The sequence below is a fragment of the Oscillatoria nigro-viridis PCC 7112 genome, from assembly GCF_000317475.1.
GTDB lineage: Bacteria > Cyanobacteriota > Cyanobacteriia > Cyanobacteriales > Microcoleaceae > Microcoleus > Microcoleus nigroviridis.
Genome location: NC_019729.1, coordinates 1,941,499 through 1,963,512, shown reverse-complemented (window position 1 = coordinate 1,963,512; position 22,014 = coordinate 1,941,499). Strand labels below are relative to the sequence as shown.

Annotated in this window: 21 protein-coding genes and 1 pseudogene; 18 read left to right on the top strand and 4 right to left on the bottom strand. The window is 45.8% G+C overall.

Annotated elements, in window-relative coordinates:
- Positions 1 to 40 precede the first annotated feature (40 nt).
- From OSC7112_RS08380 to nrdJ, 13 genes and pseudogenes are all read left to right on the top strand, one after another.
- Positions 41 to 475 carry a hypothetical protein gene (locus OSC7112_RS08380; protein WP_041622428.1) on the top strand — a complete coding sequence of 145 codons (435 nt, stop codon included), beginning with the start codon at positions 41 to 43 and terminating at the stop codon, positions 473 to 475.
- 7 nt (positions 476 to 482) lie between these two features.
- The gene (locus OSC7112_RS08375; protein ID WP_015175494.1) at positions 483 to 1,055 is read left to right on the top strand and encodes a hypothetical protein; all 573 of its coding nucleotides are present in this window, start codon (positions 483 to 485) and stop codon (positions 1,053 to 1,055) included.
- Between the two features lie 41 nt (positions 1,056 to 1,096).
- A pseudogene (locus OSC7112_RS42340) lies at positions 1,097 to 1,765 on the top strand (leucine-rich repeat domain-containing protein); the annotation flags it as partial.
- Complete coding sequence (locus OSC7112_RS42335) at positions 1,745 to 2,824, top strand: DUF6745 domain-containing protein (protein ID WP_397319554.1); 1,080 nt, start codon at positions 1,745 to 1,747, stop codon at positions 2,822 to 2,824. The pseudogene OSC7112_RS42340 and the gene OSC7112_RS42335, both read left to right, overlap by 21 nt.
- An 80-nt stretch (positions 2,825 to 2,904) precedes the next feature.
- Positions 2,905 to 3,027: a hypothetical protein gene (locus OSC7112_RS41685; protein WP_263053594.1), complete on the top strand. Its 123-nt coding sequence runs from the start codon at positions 2,905 to 2,907 to the stop codon at positions 3,025 to 3,027.
- A 440-nt stretch (positions 3,028 to 3,467) separates the two neighbouring features.
- A complete protein-coding gene (locus OSC7112_RS08365; RefSeq protein WP_015175492.1) occupies positions 3,468 to 4,421 on the top strand; it encodes an ABC transporter ATP-binding protein in 954 nt (317 codons plus the stop codon).
- Between the two features lie 198 nt (positions 4,422 to 4,619).
- Positions 4,620 to 6,281, top strand: coding sequence for a hypothetical protein (locus tag OSC7112_RS08360; protein WP_015175491.1), 1,662 nt, complete (start codon positions 4,620 to 4,622; stop codon positions 6,279 to 6,281).
- A gap of 700 nt (positions 6,282 to 6,981) precedes the next feature.
- Positions 6,982 to 9,144: a DUF4394 domain-containing protein gene (locus OSC7112_RS08355; RefSeq protein ID WP_015175490.1), complete on the top strand. Its 2,163-nt coding sequence runs from the start codon at positions 6,982 to 6,984 to the stop codon at positions 9,142 to 9,144.
- Between the two features lie 163 nt (positions 9,145 to 9,307).
- Positions 9,308 to 9,595, top strand: coding sequence for a hypothetical protein (locus OSC7112_RS08350; RefSeq protein ID WP_015175489.1), 288 nt, complete (start codon positions 9,308 to 9,310; stop codon positions 9,593 to 9,595).
- A gap of 208 nt (positions 9,596 to 9,803) precedes the next feature.
- Entirely contained in the window at positions 9,804 to 10,205 is a 402-nt protein-coding gene (locus OSC7112_RS08345; protein ID WP_041622427.1) for a ribonucleoside-triphosphate reductase, read from the top strand.
- A gap of 645 nt (positions 10,206 to 10,850) precedes the next feature.
- Positions 10,851 to 12,680 (top strand): group II intron reverse transcriptase/maturase, encoded by a 1,830-nt coding sequence (gene ltrA / locus OSC7112_RS08340; RefSeq protein WP_015175488.1) that lies wholly within the window; start codon positions 10,851 to 10,853, stop codon positions 12,678 to 12,680.
- 21 nt (positions 12,681 to 12,701) lie between these two features.
- Complete coding sequence (locus OSC7112_RS08335; protein WP_223300792.1) at positions 12,702 to 13,547, top strand: glycyl radical enzyme family protein; 846 nt, start codon at positions 12,702 to 12,704, stop codon at positions 13,545 to 13,547.
- A gap of 289 nt (positions 13,548 to 13,836) precedes the next feature.
- Positions 13,837 to 15,873, top strand: coding sequence for a ribonucleoside-triphosphate reductase, adenosylcobalamin-dependent (nrdJ, locus tag OSC7112_RS08330; protein WP_223300791.1), 2,037 nt, complete (start codon positions 13,837 to 13,839; stop codon positions 15,871 to 15,873).
- Between the two features lie 183 nt (positions 15,874 to 16,056).
- On the opposite strand, the gene OSC7112_RS08325 is transcribed toward nrdJ, so the two are convergent.
- Positions 16,057 to 16,275: a hypothetical protein gene (locus OSC7112_RS08325; protein ID WP_015175487.1), complete on the bottom strand. Its 219-nt coding sequence runs from the start codon at positions 16,273 to 16,275 to the stop codon at positions 16,057 to 16,059.
- Positions 16,276 to 16,436: 161 nt separating this feature from the next.
- On the opposite strand from OSC7112_RS08325, the gene OSC7112_RS08320 reads away from it, so the two are divergent.
- The 4 genes from OSC7112_RS08320 to OSC7112_RS08305 are packed head-to-tail and all read left to right on the top strand — an operon-like array spanning position 16,437 to position 17,874.
- Positions 16,437 to 16,637, top strand: a complete 201-nt coding sequence (locus OSC7112_RS08320; protein ID WP_015175486.1) for a helix-turn-helix transcriptional regulator — start codon at positions 16,437 to 16,439, stop codon at positions 16,635 to 16,637.
- Positions 16,638 to 16,667: 30 nt separating this feature from the next.
- Positions 16,668 to 16,976: a hypothetical protein gene (locus OSC7112_RS08315; protein WP_015175485.1), complete on the top strand. Its 309-nt coding sequence runs from the start codon at positions 16,668 to 16,670 to the stop codon at positions 16,974 to 16,976.
- A 12-nt stretch (positions 16,977 to 16,988) separates the two neighbouring features.
- The gene (locus OSC7112_RS08310) at positions 16,989 to 17,471 is read left to right on the top strand and encodes a hypothetical protein (protein ID WP_015175484.1); all 483 of its coding nucleotides are present in this window, start codon (positions 16,989 to 16,991) and stop codon (positions 17,469 to 17,471) included.
- Between the two features lie 4 nt (positions 17,472 to 17,475).
- A complete protein-coding gene (locus OSC7112_RS08305; RefSeq protein ID WP_015175483.1) occupies positions 17,476 to 17,874 on the top strand; it encodes a hypothetical protein in 399 nt (132 codons plus the stop codon).
- A gap of 78 nt (positions 17,875 to 17,952) precedes the next feature.
- Here OSC7112_RS08305 and OSC7112_RS39515 read toward each other — a convergent pair whose 3' ends face one another.
- Positions 17,953 to 18,114, bottom strand: coding sequence for a hypothetical protein (locus tag OSC7112_RS39515; RefSeq protein ID WP_190274350.1), 162 nt, complete (start codon positions 18,112 to 18,114; stop codon positions 17,953 to 17,955).
- 16 nt (positions 18,115 to 18,130) lie between these two features.
- Positions 18,131 to 19,417: a Glu/Leu/Phe/Val family dehydrogenase gene (locus OSC7112_RS08300; RefSeq protein WP_015175482.1), complete on the bottom strand. Its 1,287-nt coding sequence runs from the start codon at positions 19,415 to 19,417 to the stop codon at positions 18,131 to 18,133.
- Between the two features lie 354 nt (positions 19,418 to 19,771).
- Here OSC7112_RS08300 and OSC7112_RS08295 point away from each other — a divergent pair, with 354 nt between their 5' ends.
- A complete protein-coding gene (locus OSC7112_RS08295) occupies positions 19,772 to 20,383 on the top strand; it encodes a DUF4126 domain-containing protein (protein WP_015175481.1) in 612 nt (203 codons plus the stop codon).
- Positions 20,384 to 20,705: 322 nt separating this feature from the next.
- Here the strand turns inward: OSC7112_RS08295 and hemH are convergent, their stop codons facing one another.
- Positions 20,706 to 21,869, bottom strand: coding sequence for a ferrochelatase (gene hemH / locus OSC7112_RS08290; RefSeq protein ID WP_015175480.1), 1,164 nt, complete (start codon positions 21,867 to 21,869; stop codon positions 20,706 to 20,708).
- Positions 21,870 to 22,014: the final 145 nt, after the last annotated feature.

The window sequence follows — 22,014 nt, the reverse complement described above, 5'->3', positions numbered from 1 at the left end:
TCATATTTGACTGTAAATTTGATTCTCGTTAAATTCTGTTGTGACACAATCATTTTCAAATAATGTTCCTAGCCCTCGCTTTTCCAATCAGTCCCCCGCGACGCTAAATGATGAAATTCGATCGGCAGATGAGTTAGGTATCAGACCCATTAAAGTGGGAGAAGCAGGATTTGACGATATAATTAATGAAGGTACTGTCAAATGGGCAGTGACAACCAACCTAGAACTCCTTATAATTCCGAAATTTTTAGATGTTAACAATGAAATTTACCATACGGTTATAACTCGCGGTCAGCCTGTTTTGGCGGCGGGAGAAGCCGAGATTGTCGGCACCAACGGTTTGTATATTTTGCTAACAATCAGCAATCACAGCGGGCATTTTAGACCCAATTCAGAGAGCTTAGAACTAGGAATTGCAGTTTTTAGGCAGCAAGGAGTCGATACAAATAATGCTGATATCGAATATGTGGAGTAGATAAATTATGACTCAATCTCCTGCGACAATATCCCTCGATCGCATTCTCGAACAAAATGCCGAATCTGTACTGATTTGGGCCAACAACATATTTTCAGGTCAAACCACCGAACCACAAGGGTTTAACTGGCTATTATTAGCCGATGTTGCCTCGGCTAAGGCTCGAAAAGGTGAAAATGGTTCTGGTTTGTGCGATCGCAAATGGGCAGAAGTCGCGATCGCAATTTACGATCGCAAAGCCGATGAGGCCGATCGGAAAAAACCAGGTAGTGGCGAGTCTTTTACGATTTCCTCAATGATGTTGCGAGCTGCGATGATAGAAAAACAGGAAGTAATTTCCGATCGTGCTGTTCTTGATGTTAACTTAATTTTAGAATGGTTTTGGGATAACATCAAAGAGTCGCAGGAAGATGTCGAAAAAAAGGCAGCTAATTGGAGAACGCTACCTATTGCAGAAATTCGCGAGTTAAGAAAACTTAAAAATCGATTGAAAGTTATTGCAGCACTTTCTGATACTGATAAATATGTTTTAGATGAAAAACTCAACACTTGGCTTGACCTGCGTGACAAACTACCATAAAAGTGCGATAAATATGCCCATGCCCCATCTAGGAGTATTTTATGTCAGAAAAACAACCAAACGAAGCCATGAATTTTAGCAGCTTTGCCGACTGGTGCAGGCATATTGACAGTCTTTCAGAAGACGCAAGGTGTACAGTTAAGATGTTGTTAAGGAAAACTGGCACTGATGACGCTGAAGAAGCGGAGCAGATACTTTCAAGCATGACAGAACTGGATCTCTCTCGCCATGGAAAGTATGACTATAAAATTACGGATATCAGCCCGTTGGGCGAGCTAGCCAATCTGACAAACCTGGAACTAGGCTACAATGAAATTACGGATATCAGCGCGTTGCGCGAGCTCACCAATCTGACAACCCTGGAGTTGACCTACAATCAAATTACCGATATCAGTGCGTTGGGCGAGCTAGCCAATCTGACAACCCTGAAGCTCGGCCGCAATCAAATTACCGATATCAGCGCGTTGCGCGAACTCACCAATCTGAAATTACTGGAGCTGGGTTCCAATCAAATTACCGATATCAGCGCGTTGCGCGAGCTCGCCAATCTGACAAAACTCGATCTGGGTTTGAATCAAATTACCGATATCAGCGCGTTGCGCGAGCTCGCCAATCTGACAAAACTCGATCTGGGTTTGAATCAAATTACCGATATCAGCGCCTTGCGTAAGCTCACCAATCTGACAGAACTGAATCTCTTCGATAATCAAATTACCGCTCTGTGCGTGTTAGGCGAACTCGCACAGAAACGTCTTACTCTCTCAACTAGGCCAATTGATGGTCAAAAAGCCACAGAAGCCATCAAAGTTGCTTATGCCGCTATTGGCCTAGAAGAACCCGAAGTTATTGTTTGCAGCAGTCCCCGCGATGTTTGTCTCCAAATCTTCAACTTGCTCAAACGCGACCATTCACAAAACTACTCAGACGAATACAGCAATAGATTGGGGAAAAATCTAGACCGGAAATGGATGTCCTCTGTGGGAGAATTTGCAAGTCCGGCGGTGTGGAAGTACGAGCTCGATTGCATGACGATCGAGTCCGAAGCAGACAGCACACTGCGTTCGCTAATCAACCAATTCGTTGACGAATATAAGCGATCGGAACGAACGATGGGGAATGTTTTGCCTGCTAATTTGATATACCTGAAATTGCCTGTAACCCCCACGACTTTCTTTAAAGAAATCTCTTTGACCCAATGGTATATCTCTTCATTAGGCGTCAATCTTTCCCAAAAGGCACAAGAAATACTTCGCTGCCAAAAGCTGCTTTTCGAGCATTGCGGTTGGATATTTCCCTTTGAAAAGTTTTGCCTGGTGTCCGATCGCCCCCGCCACCTGCGCTTTGACAGTCAAAACCGCTTGCACGCAGAAGGAGAACCTGCGATCGAGTTTGCGGACGGATGGAATTTTTACTATTATCACGGCGTCAGATTGCCTGAAGAATACGGCAAAGTCCACCCAAATCAATGGCAATCCCAATGGATTTTAGCAGAAGAGAATGCCGAGCTGAGGCGAGTGTTAATTGAAGGAATTGGTTACGATCGCATTTGTCAAGAATTGGCAGCGAAACAAATAGATAATTGGCAGGAATATGCACTATTACAAATAGATAATGCCGATGTCGAGCCGATTTGTTTGTTAAAAATGACTTGTCCGAGTACGGGATTCATTCACGCTTTGAGAGTGCCGCCTGACCTAACATCAGCTAGGGAGGCAATTCGCTGGGTAAATTGGGATATCGATCCAGAGGAATTTTCCGTGCAGACTTGATATAGCAGAAGGAAGAAGGAAGGCACTACACGGATTAACACGGATACACGGATACACGGATTAAAGGGTGCGCGTATCAGATGTCATACCGAATCAGCGATCGGGAAGAAGGAAGACTTAATACTAGCAAGAATTTCAGCGATCGAGAATGTCCTTGTTTTAATTTCAGAAACGAGATGACAATTCCTGGAAGAACGAGCTAGGGTAGCTGTAGGCATCTATTGCGATCGGGATTTACGCACGGGCGATGGGAAACGGTTTTTTTTGGGGAATACTTAGTTATAGCACCTAAAAGCGACAAAAACCCTGTTTCTTTGGTGTGGATGCGTAATATCCTGTCCGGTAGATTAGCGATTTGTCGTCGGGCGGGGGCAGGTTTATGAAATTGTCGGTTTTCGGCAATTATTGTCGGTGAACCTGCCCCTACAAGACATGGCATTTGTCATAACGGATCGGATCTATCTGAGATATTGCAGCATTCTCCATTAGCTGTAGGGGCGGGTTCGCCAGCAGGCTTAAAGTTTGCAGACAGGTTAAATAAACCCGCCCTCCCCCACGAATAATCCCCTCAAATCAATCGGACTCGATATAACTTTTATGATTCCCAGGAATGCACCAATAAAACTTCATTCACCCTCCAAACATGGCAAAACAACTAGCAATAGAAACTCGCGGGCTGACAAAACAATTCGATCGCCATATAGCCGTCAATGACATCGATTTGCAAGTAGCAGCAGGCGAAGTATGCGGACTGATCGGCCCCAACGGTGCCGGCAAAACTACTTTGCTGCGGATGTTGGCGGCGGCTGAGGAACCGACTGTAGGGGAAATTTACATCAACGGGGATAGGTTATTGCGCGATCGATCGCACCCGATTCTCAAACAGCGCATCGGCTTTCTTCCCGATGACTTTCCCCTCTACGATGACTTGACTGTTTGGGATTATTTAGACTATTTTGCCCGACTCTACAACCTCCAGCAACCGCGCCGCCGAGAGCGAATCAATTCCGTGTTAGAACTCGTGCAACTAACCAACAAGCGCAACAGCTTAATTTCCACCCTGTCGCGGGGGATGAAACAGCGCCTGAGTTTGGGGAGAACTATCATCCACGAACCGCTGTTGCTGTTGTTAGACGAACCCGTTTCTGGCTTAGATCCGATCGCCCGAATGCAGTTCCGCGAAATTATCAAAGTTTTGCAAGAAGCCGGCATGACCGTAGTCATATCATCTCACGTCCTCAGCGACTTAGCCGAACTTTGTAGCTGGGTGGGTATCATGGAACTCGGATATCTGGTCGAAAGCGCACCTTTACAAGAACTTTACAAACGCCTCAGCCGCCAGCAAATTTTGATGTCGGTTTTAGGAAATAAATTAGAAGCGCTAACATCGGCATTAAAAAACTTTCCTTGGGTGGAAAATTGGGCAATAATCGCGGAAACTCAACAGGTGTGCGTTGATTTTTCAGGAAGCGCGGAAGATGCGGCAAATTTATTGCGCGAACTCGTCGCGGCCAACATTCCCCTAACCGAATTCCACTGCACTCAAGAAGACTTAGAAACTATCTTTCTCAAGATGGGACACAAACAAGCATCCTAATTTGCTCGTTTCCAGAATCAAATTAATTCTTTGTGGAACGGGCATCTTGCCCGTTATTGAAAATAATTCAACAGTGAGTTATAACTGAGTTATATTTTTTACGGTTGGATCGGAATTATTTCACCGCAGAGAGCACAGAGGACACAGAGGAAGAGAAGAGAGAGAATTACCAATCAAATCACCAATAACTAATCAACCATGACACTCCACTTACTAGACAAAATAGGCAACTGGAATCCCCAGTTATTTCGAGAAATCAAAGGCCGCTTGAATACTGGCAATATGGCGATCGCCTCTGCCTTTTCCCTAAGCGGTCAACTGCTGCTATTGATGTATTACAGCGCCCAGATACCCGTTACCCCTCGTAATGGGGAGTACACTTACCCCATCTATCACAGATTTTGCTTAGAGACTGCCGATTCCTCTACGAGAAAGTGTGTCAGAGATGCCTTGGGCAACTTTGTCATTAACTGGCGGGAGTGGTGGCTAGAGATATTCATTTGGCTGAGCATATTGAGCGTGTTAGCTTTATTAGTAGCAGGGACTTATCTACTTGTCAGCGACTTAGACAAGGAGGAACGCCGCGGCACGCTCAACTTTATTCGCCTCAGTCCCCAGTCTGCCAAAACTATTTTTCTCGGCAAAATTCTTGGCGTCCCAATTTTACTGTATCTAGCAGCAATTCTGGCCGTACCGCTGCATTTGTATGCTGGATTAGCTGCTCAAATACCCCTGAATGAAATTTTATGTTTCTACACAGCGGTTGCAGCTAGCTGTGCTTTATTTTACAGCGGTTCGATGCTATTTGGATTGACAACCAGTTGGTTGGGAGGATTTCAACCTTGGTTGGCTAGCGCTACGGTTTTTGTTGTGTTTGGGATTTCTTGCCTCCCGCTCACGCGAGCTGCTGGGGATGTGTTACATTTTTTGTCTCCCCTTGCTATCCTGAGATATTCGCTTTTTCTAGCTGATAAAACAGATTTCGATTCGTTAGTTGAAAACTTAGACAAGTTGCAATGGTTTTACTCGCCAGTGGGTACAAATATTGCGAGCGGCATTGCTTTGTCTCTCTTGGTTTGCGGTACAGGAACCTACTGGATGTGGCAGGGATGGCAGCGCCGCTTTCCAAATCCCAGTGCTACAGTTTTGAGCAAGCGGCAAAGTTATTTGCTAGTTATCTGCTGTCAGGTAATATTTTTAGGGTTTGCACTCCAATCAGACCCCCCAAACTCCGCTAATCTCATCTGTTTACTTATCTTGAATTTGGTGATGTTCTTAGGTTTAATTGCAGCTTTAACATCTGACCGACAATCATTGTACGATTGGGCGAGGTATCGGAAACAAATCGTTCCCAGCAATCAGAAGCTGTGGCGGCGCTACCCGCTACTCGATTTAATTTGGAGCGATAAAAGTCCGGCTGTAGTTGCGATCGCGATCGATTTCCTCAGCTCAGTAATAATTTTAACACCTTGGGCGCTGTTGGAAAAACCTGATATCAACGGATTTTGGGGTGTAATTGGCTGTCTGAATCTCATCCTAATTTACGCAGCCATCACCCAACTATTCCTATTTACCAAAACCCGAAATCAGGAAATGTGGGCCATCTGCACAGTCGGTGGCGCTATCTTGTTGCCGCCTCTGATTTTATCTATGCTCTTACTAACCCCAGAAAAAGCTCCTATTCTCTGGTTGTCTTCAACATTTAGTGGCTTTTGGTCTTCGTCTTTGGCAGCGTCAGGAAATACATTTTTGCTCTCCATACTCAGTCAGTGGACTGTCTTGGTGTTGTTGAACTTCAAATTGCGATCGCAACTGAAACTCGCAGGGCAATCAGCTTCTAAAGCACTGCTGAAAGCTTGAAAAAGCAGGGGAAGGTATCAAACGTGAAACTCCGATTCAGGCAGGGATTTACACCCCTGCCTGAATGCTTGAGTCCTCTTCAGATGACTGTTCAACTTATTAGACAAATTCGGCAGTTATTATCCACTTTATTTTGAGCGATGGTGGTCGCTGCTACACACACATAGCCCACCTTCGCAGACTTTAAGATTAAAGTTTAAAAATAATTTCTAAGGAATTAAAATTAAATAAAATCCACTTTTCATGTTTGTTGTGGGATGGGCGTCCCGCCCGTCCCCAATAGACGGGCGGGACGCCCATCCCACAAGAAGAAAAAAGGGAAATTATTTAACTGCCTCTCTAACTGTACAGATCCAAAATTATAGAGTCAGCGTATATTACTAATGAATGCAGTACAAAATTTCATAGGTTCGCACCGCTAAACATTTCAGCTTGACTGTTTGCAGTTGAGCTGCGATCGCCCTTGCCTACACAGGCAACTATAAAATACGGCTAAGCGATCTGTATTTAGGAGTGGGTTTATTTGAATCGGGGGCGGGTTTATATATCATTTTAGCTGCGTGTAATACTTTTATGGCAACCCACCCCTACAGGCGAAAATAAGAAAAACTATCCTAAAAGTGCGAATTTGTGATATTTTGACTGAGAATACCACCGCCGTTAGGCAACAGAAGTATCAAATTTAGAGGGTGACTAGAACATGGCAGAAATTAGAGGCACCGCCCAAGCAAACTTGCTAGCAGGAACTCCAGAAGATGACCTGATTTTTGGTTTGATGGGCACTGACACCATTGCCGGAAACTCTGGTAATGACAGCATTTATGGAGGTAAGCAAAGCGATTTAATTGATGGCAATTCTGGTCAAGATTCGCTTTTTGGAGATTTAGATAACGACACTATTAACGGCGGAGAAGGTAACGATTTTTTAGTGGGCGGGAAAGGCAGCGATTCTATATCGGGAAACTCCGGTAATGATGTTTTGTCGGGCGATCGAGATACTGATGTCCTGATAGGCGGAGACGGGGCAGACCTATTTGTTTTGAGGCGCTACGCAGAGGCTGACCCGAACCGTACCAGCGGCGGTGTTAGTTTGGCAAATGCGGACGCGATCGCCGATTTTACAGTCGGTACAGATTTAATCGGTTTGGGCGAAGGTCTCAGTTTTAGCGAGTTAAATATTCTCGAAGCTGGAAACAATACTGTTATTCAAGACCGGGTAACAGGAGAATTTCTCGCTACTCTCCAAGGAGTGAGACAAGGTGCGATTAACCAGGCAAGTTTCACTAATAATATTAGCAGCGTTGTTCCCAGTCCCCCGCCTCCAGCGCGGACAACGGCTTATGCTTTAACTCCTGCTAATCGGATTGTCGGTTTTAGTCTTTCCAATCCCGGAAGTGTGATCTCTGATTTGCCCGTGACTGGATTGCAGCAGGGAGAAAGTTTGCTGGGAATTGATTATCGGCCGGCTAACGGTGTGCTTTACGGTGTGGGTTCTAGCAATCGCTTGTATACTATCAATCCGAGAACCGGGGAAGCCAGTCAAGTCGGTAGCGGGCAGTTTGCTGTTCCCCTAACTTCGGGGGCTGCAGGTTTTGATTTCAATCCGACAGTCGATCGAATTCGGTTTGTCAATGAAGCCGATCAAAACGCCCGCCTCAACCCGGATAACGGGGCGATTGTCGATTTTGACACGCTGGCGGGGGGAATTCAACTCGACGGGAATTTGGCTTACCGGGCGGGCGATCGCAATTTTGGGTCAAATCCTGCTGCAGCAGGGGCTGCGTACACAAATAACTTTGCGGGCGCAACTTCGACAACGCTATTTGCAATTGACAGCAATTTGGATGTTTTGGTGCGACAAGATCCGCCGAATAATGGAGTGTTGAATACGATCGGATCTTTGGGAGTTGATGCTACTAGCGTTCTCGGCTTTGATGTCAAGAGTGTTGGCGGCCGCGAGGTGGCGGTGGCGGCGCTGGAAGTTGGTGGCATTTCCGGCTTGTACAATATCAATTTAAGTAGCGGTCAAGCTTCCTTTGTCGGTCAAATTGCCGACGGGAGACAGATTAACGGTTTGGCTTTGCCTTTGCCTACAGCTTACGCCTTAACTGTCAGAAATGGCGCTGAAACAATTGTCGGTTTTAACGAGGCGGCACCGCGGGCGATTCTCAGCGACGTGGCAGTTACTGGGTTGCAGCCGGGAGAAAGTTTGCTGGGAATTGATTTTCGCCCCGCTAACGGTGTGCTTTACGGTGTGGGTTCTAGCAATCGCTTGTACGCGATCGATCCGGTGACTGGGCAAGCAAGTCCAGTCGGTAGCGGGCAGTTTGCTGTTCCCCTAACTCCGGGGGCTGCGGGTTTTGATTTCAATCCGACAGTCGATCGAATTCGGTTTGTCAATCAAGCCGGTCAAAACGCCCGCCTCAACCCGGATACCGGGGCACTTGTCGATTTTGACACGCTGACGGGGGGAGTTCAACTCGACGGGAATTTGGCTTATGCTGCGGGCGATCGCAATTTTGGCAATCCCGGCGCGGCCGCTGCTGCTGCGTATGTGAATAACTTTGCAGGGGCAACTTCGACGACACTATTTGCAATTGACACCAATTTAGATGTTTTGGTGCGGCAAGATCCGCCGAATAATGGAGTGTTGAATACGATCGGGTCTTTGGGAATTGATGCTGGTAATGTTCTCGGCTTTGATATCAGGAGTGTTGGCGGTAACGAGACGGCTTTGGCTGCGATCGAGGTTGGCGGAGTTTCCAGCCTGTACAATATCAATTTGACGACCGGTCAAGCTTCGATTGTCGGTCAAATTGGCGACGGGCGAGGGATTAAAGGCTTAGCACTGACTTTGATTTAACTGCTAGATTCCCAGCGATTTTAGGCATCAATTATGTAGTTTTTAGGTAGAAAGTTGAAAAAAACTCAACTTTTCTACTATCTCAAATTGTCAGTCTAAAATCGTTTGGGCAATTCCCAATTGCCAATTTGAGGTAACATATTATTTTGGCAACCAAGATAATATGTTATCTCAAGTTTTTTACTTGCTACGTTCCCGCAGTGACGGCAAATATCTGTCCGCGAATCCCAATCCAGATGCGGCAGTGAGTTACCTGCTGATGTTTCGCGAAGACTATGAGGCTTTGAGCTATCTCAACGCCCACGCTGCTGATGTTGCCGATCGATTTGGAGTAGAATCGATTTCCGGTTCTCAGGTGAAAAAGCTGCTCGAACGTTGGGGCTTTAACGGTGTGGGGGTTGTTCAAGACCCGCTGTTACCGAATATTGAGTTTTTATTGACAAAGGGTTGACAATTGACAAGATTTGCTGTTCACCCGGTTTCAGGAAGAAATCGGGTTTTTTTGTCAAGTTTTGAGCCGATCGCGCGATCGAGCTTGTACAGTTCTGTGCCCCATATCTAGTGCAAATTGTCAAATATATTCACCTTTTACCCTAAATCTGAATCCTGTTGTATATTCGTAGTCTGTTGATTTATTCCCACACGTCAGTACACAACCTATGGTTCGAGAATTAGAACGATCGAGTGCCAGCGATCGACGCAACCTGTCTGATTTCCCCGAAACAGCACCCGCAGCCAATCCAGTATTTTTCAGGACGTACAGCCGCCGTACCGAGACGGGAAGGGAGACTTGGGCCCAAGTGTGCGATCGAACCGTCAAGGGGTTGGCATCGCTTGGAAACCTCACCCCCGAAGAAACACAACTGCTGCACCGGATGCAAAACCAGCTCAAAACCCTCGCTTCAGGCCGCTGGCTGTGGGTAGGCGGCAGCAAATGGATCGAGCAACCAGAGAATTTTTCCGGCGCATATAATTGCTCCTCAACAAATATTCTCGACTGGCGTTCCTTTGGTTTGTTGATGGATTTGGCGATGATGGGCTGCGTGCGATTCGTTGGCTAGAAACCAAGCCTCATAAGGGTTTGGGGGATTAGCCGCAAGGGTTTGTCTACCAATAACGGTAAGAACCTTGACAACTTGATAGTCATGTTGGTGACATCAAAATAAGATAATGTCAGTACAGCAAAACCATACAAATATCTAATGGTGAATCTGGAAAGCATATAAATAACTGATGAAGCCCAACCCCCTAAGTGCAAGGGTGAAAGCACTTTCCCCACGGTAGCGACTAGCCATCAATCCGTGAAGCGGGAATGAACGGTGGTAAGAAGTCAGTCCAGGCTTCGACTCCAACTAGCAAGAGAGTATGGTTAGCGAAAGCGAATCTACGTCTGAATCATCGCGATCATGTAAAACAGCCTAGTGGACTAACAGGCTGTGCCAAAAGGCAAGGATAGAGTGACCCCAATAGCATCCGTTGCGGTCTGCACCACTCGCAATCCCGGTGAACAGTAGAAACCTAAACTCTCAACCAATGACTATCAGGAACGAAGTAACCACATAGTTTCTCTCAGGAGGTCGATGCCTGAGTAGGTGCTAACCGGATGAGCTATGTGGCGAGATTGAGTCAGAAGCTAATGCCTGCGGTAATGCGTAGGATATGCTGACGGACTCACGGGAAACAGATATATGTAGGTACAAGTAGCAATGAAAACGACTAAAACGAGTTTTAAGACTACGGCGGTATGGAACAACATCAACTGGAAGAAAATTCAGAGGATGGTGTTTAAGTTGCAAAAGCGCATACATAAAGCTGCTCAACGTGGGGATGTCAAAGCAATGCGACGACTCCAGAAAACCTTGATGAAGTCCTGGTACGCGAAGCTTCTAGCAACGCGACAAATAACCCAAGACAACCGAGGCAAGAAGACAGCGGGAATAGACGGAGTAAAATCCCTCAATTACGCTCAACGTTTGGAACTAGCAAAAAATCTAAAGATTACCGGGAAGGTCAAACCAACCCGAAGAATCTGGATTCCTAAGCCAGGGACAGATGAAAAGCGACCTCTAGGAATTCCCACAATAACAGATAGGGCTTTACAGGCATTAGCCAAACTAGCCTTAGAACCACAATGGGAAGCCTACTTTGAGCCAAATAGTTATGGGTTTAGACCAGGGCGGGCAACACATGATGCCATCGAAGCCATCTACTTAGCTATCCATTGCAAAGCTAAGTATGTCTTAGATGCAGATATCTCTAAATGCTTTGACAACATTGACCATCAAAAACTGCTGAGCAAAGTAAACACCTATCCCTCCATGAAACAGTTAATCCGTAGCTGGCTAAAAGCTGGATATATGGATGGGCAGAATATATTCCCAACAGAAGCAGGTACACCACAAGGGGGAGTTATCTCTCCGCTACTGGCAAACATTGCTTTACACGGAATGGAAGAGGCTATTAAGGAATATGCGAACACCCTACCTACTCGTAGGAACCACGGGAAAAAGCAAAACCGGAATGCCCTCAGTTTGATTCGCTATGCAGACGACTTCGTGCTTATTCACGAAGACATCAATGTTGTATTAGGGGCAAAAGCCGTCATTGAAGGTTTCTTAAAAGACATCGGCTTGGAACTAAAACCAAGCAAGACTATAATTTGTCACACCTTTGAAGAATATGAAGGGCAACAACCTGGATTTGATTTCTTGGGTTTTAACATACGACAATTTCCAGTCAACGATGGGATGAGCGCCAAAGCACCCAGAGCGGGAAAAATCCTGGGATTCCAAACAATCATCCAACCCAGTAAAAAAACGGTACAGCGTCACTATAAGGCTATATCTGACATCATCGATTCCCATAAATCCGCACCACAAAAAGTGCTAATTCAGAAACTCAACCCCCTCATTCAAGGATGGGCTAACTATTACTCATCTGCTTGCTCAACAGATGCTTTCAGAGATTTGAATCATCTGATTTATACCAAGCTAACATCGTGGGCGAGATACAGACATCCAAATAAGGGTGCTAAATGGGTAGTTGAGAAATACTGGACAAAAGTAGGTGGGGATAACTGGGTGTTTGGTTATATCAACCCAGACACAGATGAAAGATATATCTTGTCAAAGCATACATGGACTAAGATTGTTCGCCATATCAAGGTTAAAGGCGATGCTTCACCATTCAACGGTGATTTCGTCTACTGGGGTTCAAGAACTGGGAAAAGTAAAGAAATTCCCTCTTTACTCGCCAAAACCTTGCACAAGCAGAAAGGAAAATGCGCCCAATGCGATCTAACTTTTACAACGGAAGATCAAATTGAGCTTGACCACATTCTACCAATCAGCTTGGGCGGGAAAAAGAAGTTCGAGAACATTCAAGCATTGCATAGACATTGCCATGACCAAAAGACAGCCAGAGATGGCAGTCTGAGCAGTTCCTATGACAGAGGTATGTTTTCTGAGGAGCCGGATGAGGTGAAAGTCTCATGTCCGGTTCTGGAGACGAGTAGCACTCGCGAGGGTGTTGCTTAGTTTAATGGCACAGGGGCAGTCTTGGAACCACAATATATCAGCCAACTGCCGCCGATTCGCAACCGCTTAACCCTAACCATGCAAGGCGAAATCGGCTCTACACCCGCCCAGTCGCGCCGTCAAGAAACAGAAGTAAAAATAGCCGAAAAAACCGCAACTATTTATGTCGGAGATTCTCGCCAAGGTTGGGTAAACTCCTATCAAACTTTGCTGGAATTATCCACAGATGAAAGATTTGCAGGAGAAGTTCAAGTATTTATCGATTTGAGCGACGTTCGCCCGGTGGGAGAACCTTTAAAAGGTTTTGGCGGAGTAGCAAATCCGGTGAAATTGCCCGACCTTTATCAGCGCTGCGCCGCTATTTTGAATAAAGCTTTAGGGCGGCAGTTAAATTCTGTTGAATGCTGCATTTTGATAGATGAAGCGGCGGTGACAATTGTTGCTGGAAACATTAGAAGATCGGCCGGAATGCGTCAGTTTTATGCTGATGACGAACTCGGAGCAAATGCTAAAAATAATTTGTGGCAACAAGATGAAAGCGGCAACTGGAGAATAGATCCCGAACGCGATGCCCTTCGGATGGCCAACCATACGCGAGTTTTCCATACCAAACCTACACTAGAAGAATGTATTGATGCTGTCCGCAAACAGTATTACAGCGGGGAAGGTGCGATTCAATGGGCTGGCGAAGCCGTAGCTAGAGCTAACGTTGATTTACTGTCAACACCGAGTCTTAAACTTGAATTTTTGAAAGCTTACGACGAAGGAAAAGCTAAAGAGTGGTTGCAGGAACGCCATCCTGACATGACTGCTGAGGAACTAGAGCATCGGTTAGTCCGTGTGGGCTTAAACCCGTGTGGTAAGTAATTTTGCCTCACGTTAAAAACCTCGCAAAATCGGAGAAGACTGAGATGTTAACTCCGAGGTAAGTAAGGGAATTAAAAATCCTTTACCACCGTAGAGCGTACCGGGTGAACCTTCTTTTTTGAAGAATATAATCCTGGCAAGAGTGCGGGGCATTTACAACTAAAGTAGATGAAAAAGTACGCCGAGCTACAGGTAAAATGGAATCTGTAGAACTAAAGGATAAAAAGCCTTTAGGGTAACAAAACTGGAAATCATCGGCTCTAACTTCCACTGCGTTTCAGGTGAAACGATGTTAATTACTCGCGATGGAATGCACCGCATTCAGGAGGTTGTCGGACAAGCTGTAGAAGTGTGGAATGGCCAGCGTTGGAGCAAAGTTGTACCGATGCTGACGGGGCAAAATCGTCAACTTTATCGCGTCTCTTTTGGTGATGGCACTTATTTAGATGTCACAGAAAAACATCGTTTTTTTGTGAAAGACCGCTTTGGCAACCAGTATGAAGAATTAACCACAGGGGCCCTCGCGGAACTCCTAAAAATCACCAAGTACAGCCTACACACTGAACCCTTCCAAATCTCTTATCGAGATGGCAAATTTGTAGAACCCATTTGGGCTTACACATTAGGTCAATTGGTGGGTGATGGTTCCCTTTGTCAGTCGAATGGCAAGCCACAATTACAACTGCGTCTGTACGGAGCTAAAAGCGACCAAGAGTTAGCTATTGCAGGCAAAACTAGCGGTAAAAAACGCTATTACACAGAATCCAAAGATGTTCCATGCTTGCTTTACGTGGGATTCCAAAAGGAGTTTGAGCCAGAACAGGTTCGCTCGCTCAAAAATACGGCCGCAGCTTTTGATGAAATTGCATCCTGGGATCGAGAATCAATTCTGAATTTCATTGCTGGTTTAGCAGATGCTGATGGTTCCATTGTTCCTAGTGGTGGCATTCGGATTTATTTGTCCGACTATGACCGCGCTTATCGAGTTTATTTACTATTGACTAAGTGTGGGATTCGTTCTTCCGTTAATCTTTTAGCAACTGCGGGAACTACTACTAACTTAGGCACTCGTAACCGTGACTTGTGGTATCTACAAATTACTGATTGTGCAGCGATTCCTTGTCAACGCTTGGATACCTCACGGGGTCATCAACCGAAAGCGAAAGGTAAATATCAGGTAATCCACTCCGTAGAAGTTTTACCGGGAAACCATGATACCTTCTGTTTCAACGAGCCAGAATTCCATAAAGGGGTGTTTGGTGGCACTCTAACTGGAAACTGCAATTTGGCGGAGGTTCACCTCAATCAAATTGATCCTTACAACTTCAAAGAACAGGAGGAAGCTTTCAGGGCTGCGGCTCTATCTGTCGCGGTACTTCTCAATCACAAATTTCTTGAACCCCGCTATCAATACAGCCGCGAACTAGACCCGATTGTCGGCGTATCTTTCACGGGATTGTTCGATTTCTTCGTTCACGCTTTCGGTGTTGAGTGGCTGCGCTGGTGGGTGGAAGGCCGCCCGCAAACTCCCCAAGGAATCGCTTTTAAACAGCGGGAAGAAGAGTATTTGAGTGGTTGGCGCGAGATTGTCGATCGGGTAGTATGGGATTATTGCGATCGCCATTCCTTAAAACGCCCGAATCGCTGCACAACCGTTCAACCGTCGGGTACTAAATCTCTGCTGACAGGTGCTTCGCCGGGGTGGCATCCGCCGAAAGCCCAGCGTTTCATTCGCCGCATCACTTTCGGCAAAAACGACCCCGTAGCCCTCGCCTGCATCGACTACGGATACAACGTGATTCCATCTCAATCTGACAAGGATGAAAACGGCAATTTGCTGAACAATCCCTTCGACGAACGCTGCACGGAATGGCTGGTAGAAATACCTGTTGCGGTAAGTTGGGCTGACTTGCCCGGTGCTGATGAAATTGATATTAACAAATTCTCAGCGGCGGCACAAATGGACTTTTATATGCAGGTGCAAAAGTTCTATGTCAGACATAACACTTCGGCCACCATTGAACTGCGCGAAAATGAAGTTGAAAGTTTGGGCACTCGGATTTATGAAGCGATTCGCGATGATGAAGGCTACATTTCCGCAGCGCTTTTAGCTCGGTTTGATGCTCTTGAAACATTCCCGCGTCTGCCCTTTGAACCGGTGAGCAAGGAAACTTACACCAAGATGGTGGAAGAGACTTTAGCGCGCCGCGAAATTGATGTTTTTCATGCGGCTTTGAGCCGTTATGACTTGGGTGAAATGATGGATTCGGGGCCGGCGGGCTGCGATTCCGATAAGTGTTTGATGCCGGAGACTAAGACTATGTAATAGCGTTGAAAGAAATCCCCCGTTTGGGGGATTTTTTTATGTTTTTAAGTGCTGGTTCAGCAAAAATCGTAGGGGTGGGTTCACCAACCATAATTGCCTAAAATCAATAATCTCGTAAACCCGCCCCCACCCAACGACTAATTGTCACTCCCTCCCCGTGTCCGGGAAGGGGTTATTTGAAAATTACCGATCGAATCTTCTGTCGCAAGTGTCAGCTTGCTGGGATTCTAGCAGGTCGGGGTTAAATATCACCGCGAATTTCCCGCCAGGAACCAAGCGACGGAGAATCTCTAGATGACCGTCCGCATCCGATCGAGTGCGGAACTGACCAACTGTCAATCGCTGCATTTTGGGTAGCAAACGAACCATAACCCAAGGGTAAAGTCGTTCTTTGTAAGGCATAATTAACTTGTCTCCATACGTATGGGAGCCAGAGCCAGTGCTGATAGGTTGGTAGCCGGGACGCACTGGCTTTCTGACGAACGTGATGTTCTCCTCTGATACTACGGACAATTTTTGGTTAAGTCAAGTTAACCATAGGAATTCTGAAATCGGTGCAGTGAATGAGTAGTGTGGGGGAAAAACTCAAACAGCGACGCCAATCGCTGTCTTTGACGCAGCAGCAAGTTGCTGATGAATTGGGCGTGACTGTAACCACTGTGAAAAATTGGGAAGCGGGCAGACATATTCCAAAACTCTATCTCGAACAGACGAAAGCATTGTGCGACCTCCTGAAGCTTTCCTTAGACGATTTGGTAGATTAATTTTTTTTTATTTTGGTAACTAATAGCAACATGATAAGAGGTGGAATTCCAGATGATATTCCTACTAATTTACAAGAGCAAATACTGCTGCAAGATGCTAAGGCTCAACCTGCCATCATGATTCAAGGCGGTTCCAGGAGACCGCTAGGAGATGCTCCCAGATTGGTTGCCAACTATGGCGGTCAGCCTGAAGATTGGTATAAAATGGCTAGTAACCAAAGCGCGATTATCGAAGGAGCTGTCGTTGAAATCCATTGGTATAGAAATGCCCGCACTCTCCTAAATGTTGAGTACAAAATCAAACGTACATACCCCAAAATAGCACCTAAAAACCAGTGAGGTTAATATACTATGAAGATTCGCTGCATTGCCAATCAAGGGGCTTATTTGCCGGAAACTTACCTAAATCCACCGTTAGACATCACCAAAGAAACTGAATTTAAACTGATAGTAGGTAAAGAGTATATTGTCTATGCTATCTCTGAATGGCAAGGGAATTTATCGTACTATATTTGCGATGAGCGGTATACTTATTATCCCATACACAATCCAGCCCCGTTATTTGAGATAGTAGATGCCAGATATTCTCGATATTGGCAAGTGCAATTAGCAACTAACGGTTTGTTAGAGATTGCTTTTGAGCATTGGTTTTCCATACCTTATTTTTACGATAAACTAACGGACGGAGAAGAAGGAACAGTTTTGATTTTTGAGAAAATGAAAGAGCTCATGGATGCTGAAGCTGCAATTCCTCAACCCCAACCTTTCTCAGTTGAGGAATTGCTCGCGATGCCTCCATTGCAGCCCGACAAACTAGCAAAAGTCCCTGGTTGAAATCATGTCAAACCACCAAAATCAACCTAGAGAATACGATGCCGTCCTCGGCGGCCAAAATCCGCCCCCGATAGATGCTGCTGTCTTAGGAGGCATCTCTGGCCTTAAAAGCCGCTTAGCATCGCCCGTTGTCTACATTAGAATCTCCGCACTCCCCGAAGCGCCTAAATATGGGGAAGCAGGCTTGGATTTTATAATTCAAGCATTGCAAGATCGGATAATGTCGGTGAGATTTGCTGCCTATTTGCTGCTAAAAGATCGCGATGAGGAGAAGATAAAACAATATTTACGAACCTATAATACATCTGACTTTGATGTCATCATAGAAGATGCTTATGGAAAAGAAAACAGCAGCAGTAACTCATTTGCTGACTTTTTTCCCAATATCGTAAAAAGGGATTGAAATCGGCGGTTTGAATCCCCTCTACACAAACTTTATTCCCCGCAACGCGAGACTAAGAGAACATAGCCGTGTTTTGCGTTATTTGAAAATATCTTTCCGCTTCTGCAACAGCAAAGTTGCGCTCAAATCAACGGCTGCGTGCAAACCTAAAATTCCCCAATTCAAAGCCAATTTTTGCCAAGTCAGTTCGTAGACTGCGCTCTTCTCGAATAAGTGCGGTAAGATTGTACGATCGCACAATCTTACCCCACTTCCCTCAACCGTTCACATAATAATCCCGCGTTCCCTTCGCATTCATCGCTTCTCCGAGTCGATTTAACCCGTACACGTAAGCAGCAGTTCTCATGGAAACTGACAATTCCTGAGATTTTTTCCAAATTGCTTCTGTTTCTTCGACCATTTTATGCTTCAACCGCTGGTTGACTTCCTCCAGCGTCCAATAAAGCCCGCTGCGGTTTTGCACCCACTCAAAATAACTAACCGTTACGCCTCCGGCATTAACTAAAATATCAGGAATTACCTGAATTCCCCTCGCTTCTAAAACCAAATCAGCAGCAGAATCAATCGGGCCGTTAGCTACTTCAAAAATAAACTTAGCCTTAACATCATTAACATTGGCTTCCGTTATTTGATTTTCCAAAGCTGCAGGAACCAGCACGTCTACATCTAATGCTAAAAGTTGTTCATTTGTCAAGATTTCGTGTTCGATAATATTGCAAACTGAACCTTCGCAGTAAACAGCTTTGATACCTTTGTTAGACTCTTTAAAGCCTCGAATACTGGGGATGTCCAGCCCTTGTTTAGCATAAATTCCCCCTTGGGAATCGCTGACAGCAACAACTTTGTAACCTGCTTTCCACAGCAATTCTGCTATTTCTGCACCGGCATTACCAAAACCTTGTACTGCTACAGTCGTATCTTGAGGATTTAGCTCAAATTTGGGTAGAATAGTTTGTACTACAAAAAAAGCACCCATTGCTGTTGCGGTATCTCTGCCCAAACTGCCGCCGATTGTCACTGGTTTTCCAGTCACAACCGCTGGACAAAGCTGCCGCTTAATAATATTGTACTGATCCATCATCCAACCCATAATCATGGGATTGGTGTAGACATCCGGCGCGGGAATATCGACATCGGGGCCGATGAAATCTGCGATCGCATCAACATAGCCCCGGCTCAACCGTTCCAATTCCAGTTTGGACAATTCCTTGGGATTGAGAGTAATTCCGCCCTTGGCTCCTCCAAAAGGCAAGTTCAAAACTGCACATTTAAAAGTCATCCAAAATGCTAAGGATTGCACTTCATCAAGGGATACTCCCGGATGATAGCGCACTCCTCCTTTAGACGGGCCTCTGGTATTGTCGTAGCGCACCCGATAACCTTGGAAAATTCGCAGGGAACCGTCGTCCATCCGCACGGGAATCGATACCACTAAACTGGATTTGGGGTGTTTCAGCCGTTCGATCGTATCCTCGGAAAGCGACACATATTTTAAGGCTCGTTCTAATCGGCGGCTGGCATCGGCAAATAATGAATCAGACATAAGAAGTTAGTTGACTGTTGTCAGTTGACTGTTGTCAGTTGTTAGTTGTCACTTGACAGTTGTTAGTTGTCAGTTGTCAGAGAGAAGAAGGCTTCTGGTGCTTAAGCTAATTTAATCACAATCCAGGTGGAATTCTGTCAACTGTCAACGGTCAACTGTTCACAAACTGCCTGGTGTCGATCGACAAGATCGCAGTGCCAAGCAGGATTAAGCAGATACACTTACAATAGAGAGTGATATTTAAGTTCAAGCCCCAATTTGAGTTCGATCGCTCAAATCACAGCCAGCCATCAGGGGAATTAAATTCTGAAATAGATCGAGGCTTTAGCTGACGTTAGAAACTGAATTATTATTATGGTTGGACTCCTAGCCGCACTCTCTGGATCTGCGGCAGGGGGTATGAGAATTGCCCTGCCCCTGCTGTTAATTGGTTTGTTGCGGATTGACAAACTTTGGTCGGAAATACCTCTCTTGTCGGGGGTTCCCCCCCAGGTGGCGATCGCCATCTTGGTGAGTTGGTCGCTGTTAGAGTTATTTGCTTCTAAAACCTTTGTAGGACAGCGGGTACTGCAAATTGTGCAAATTATTTTCAGCCCCATTGTAGGAGCAATTATGGGAATTGCGATCGCTCAAGTAAGTTCGATCGAGGAAACTATTGCTCACCCTTGGATGCTGTGGATAATTGGTATTGTCGGAGGTTTGTTGGCTTTAGTGCTGCAACTGGTACAAGCCGGATGGTTTTACCGGCTGCGGGGTTTGCCGATTTGGGTGATTTTCCTCCAAGATGTTCTGTGCATTTCCTTGGTTTTGTTTGCCTTTGACGCCCCGCGGCAGGGAGGGTTAGTTGCTATGATGCTGCTGTGGCTGGCAATTCGCAGTTCTAAAGAGTGGTATCGCTGGTACAAAAGTCAGGGAATACCGGGCGATAGGGGAAATCCCCGCCGCCGCAAGCGCGATCCTGATTAATTAGTGATTAGTGATTGGTGATTAGTTATTGGTGATTAGCTAAGCTGTTCTGTCTTTAAATTTTCTGTAAAAAAAAATAAAAGTCTTGTGGAGTGGGCGTCCCGCCCGCCCTGAATATACAATTTAAATGCGTAACAGCTTATTGGTGATTAGTTATATCGTTTACGGTTGTTTCGGAATGATTTAACCGCAGAGACCGCTATTGGCGCCCAGGAAGAGAAGAGAGAGATGAATAATTCCGATCCCAACGGATTTGATATCATTAGTCATTTGTAACAACAGTCAACTGTCAACAGTCAACTGTCAACAGTCAACTGTCAATTTAAAGCAATCCGATCGAGTGTAGCGGGCCCTGACCCGTAATTAACTCCATCAATAGTGCGATAAAACCAATCATTGCTAAACGACCGTTCCAGACTTCCGCCCCCGTAGTCAAACCCCACTCCCACTGCTCTTGAGGGTACATTTTCACTATTTTGGAAGGGCGTATAACATCAGAGAATTTAACGCTGGGAGATTCGATCGACTCGATGACTAAATCGGCCAAGGCTTCAATAAACACCGGATGAGTATTTAGGGCGGGCACTCGGTAGAAATTTTCAATCCCCGATTCTTCTGCTAATTCTCGATACTCCATGTCAATTTCTTGCAGAGTCTCGATGTGTTCGGAAACAAAACTAATCGGAACTACCAACAAATCTTGGACTCCATTTTCTGCCAATTCGGTAATGGCGTCTTCGGTGTAAGGCTTGAGCCATTCCACCGGGCCAACCCGACTTTGATAAGCTAGAGTGTGTTCGTTCGATCGGTTCAAATTTTCCATAATCAGACGAGTGCAATCTTCTATCTCGCGCTGATAGGGGTCTCCAGCCTCTTCTACGTAGCTGAGGGGGACGCCGTGGGCGCTGAAAAAGATGTGAACTCGATCGGGATCTGGATTGTGGTCTAGTTCTTGGGCAATCAATTCCGACATTGCCTGAATGTAGCCCGGCCGCTGATACCAAGAAGGAATCGCGGTATATTCTATATCCTTGAGATCTGGATCTTTGCCCCACATTTCTTCTAGCTGCCGGAAGCTAGAACCGCTGGTGCTGATCGAAAATTGAGGATACAGTGGCAAAATAGTCAAATGTTCGATGCGATCGCGCTTAATTTTGGCGAGTGCCTCTTCGGTAAAAGGATGCCAGTAACGCATCCCCACGTAAACTCGAGCATCCTGTCCCTTTTTTTGCAAGAGTTCTTGCAGCGAAGCGGCTTGTTCCTCGGTAATCCGCCGTAAAGGAGAGCCGCCCCCGATTTGGCGGTAGTTTTCCTGGGATTTTTGAAAGCGCAGGGTCGAAATCAACCAGGCGAGCGGTTTTTGCATCCACGGAAACGGAATGCGAATGATTTCCGGGTCAGCAAACAAGTTGAACAGGAAAGGACGGACATCCTCGATTTGATCTGGCCCGCCCAAGTTTAATAGCAATACTCCCACACGACCCATAGCGGTTACAGCTCTCCCATCGTCTCAGTTCTGTTACTTATCTTTATCATTTGACACTCCCGGGCCTAAAGGCGTGGGGATTCTTAATTCAGCGACTGACCTTTAAGCGCTATGTCCTTGCGGCAATTCTTAAACCTTTCAACCG

What these genes read in the sequence shown, in the direction of transcription:
- OSC7112_RS08375 (WP_015175494.1), top strand. Translation starts at nt 483, where the DNA reads ATGACTCAATCTCCTGCGACAATATCCCTCGATCGCATTCTCGAACAA.
- OSC7112_RS41685 (WP_263053594.1), top strand. Translation starts at nt 2,905, where the DNA reads ATGTCATACCGAATCAGCGATCGGGAAGAAGGAAGACTTAATACTAGC.
- OSC7112_RS08365 (WP_015175492.1), top strand. Translation starts at nt 3,468, where the DNA reads ATGGCAAAACAACTAGCAATAGAAACTCGCGGGCTGACAAAACAATTC.
- OSC7112_RS08360 (WP_015175491.1), top strand. Translation starts at nt 4,620, where the DNA reads ATGACACTCCACTTACTAGACAAAATAGGCAACTGGAATCCCCAGTTA.
- OSC7112_RS08355 (WP_015175490.1), top strand. Translation starts at nt 6,982, where the DNA reads ATGGCAGAAATTAGAGGCACCGCCCAAGCAAACTTGCTAGCAGGAACT.
- OSC7112_RS08350 (WP_015175489.1), top strand. Translation starts at nt 9,308, where the DNA reads ATGTTATCTCAAGTTTTTTACTTGCTACGTTCCCGCAGTGACGGCAAA.
- OSC7112_RS08345 (WP_041622427.1), top strand. Translation starts at nt 9,804, where the DNA reads ATGGTTCGAGAATTAGAACGATCGAGTGCCAGCGATCGACGCAACCTG.
- ltrA (WP_015175488.1), top strand. Translation starts at nt 10,851, where the DNA reads ATGAAAACGACTAAAACGAGTTTTAAGACTACGGCGGTATGGAACAAC.
- nrdJ (WP_223300791.1), top strand. Translation starts at nt 13,837, where the DNA reads ATGTTAATTACTCGCGATGGAATGCACCGCATTCAGGAGGTTGTCGGA.
- OSC7112_RS08325 (WP_015175487.1), bottom strand. Translation starts at nt 16,275, where the DNA reads ATGCCTTACAAAGAACGACTTTACCCTTGGGTTATGGTTCGTTTGCTA.
- OSC7112_RS08320 (WP_015175486.1), top strand. Translation starts at nt 16,437, where the DNA reads ATGAGTAGTGTGGGGGAAAAACTCAAACAGCGACGCCAATCGCTGTCT.
- OSC7112_RS08315 (WP_015175485.1), top strand. Translation starts at nt 16,668, where the DNA reads ATGATAAGAGGTGGAATTCCAGATGATATTCCTACTAATTTACAAGAG.
- OSC7112_RS08310 (WP_015175484.1), top strand. Translation starts at nt 16,989, where the DNA reads ATGAAGATTCGCTGCATTGCCAATCAAGGGGCTTATTTGCCGGAAACT.
- OSC7112_RS08305 (WP_015175483.1), top strand. Translation starts at nt 17,476, where the DNA reads ATGTCAAACCACCAAAATCAACCTAGAGAATACGATGCCGTCCTCGGC.
- OSC7112_RS08300 (WP_015175482.1), bottom strand. Translation starts at nt 19,417, where the DNA reads ATGTCTGATTCATTATTTGCCGATGCCAGCCGCCGATTAGAACGAGCC.
- OSC7112_RS08295 (WP_015175481.1), top strand. Translation starts at nt 19,772, where the DNA reads ATGGTTGGACTCCTAGCCGCACTCTCTGGATCTGCGGCAGGGGGTATG.
- hemH (WP_015175480.1), bottom strand. Translation starts at nt 21,869, where the DNA reads ATGGGTCGTGTGGGAGTATTGCTATTAAACTTGGGCGGGCCAGATCAA.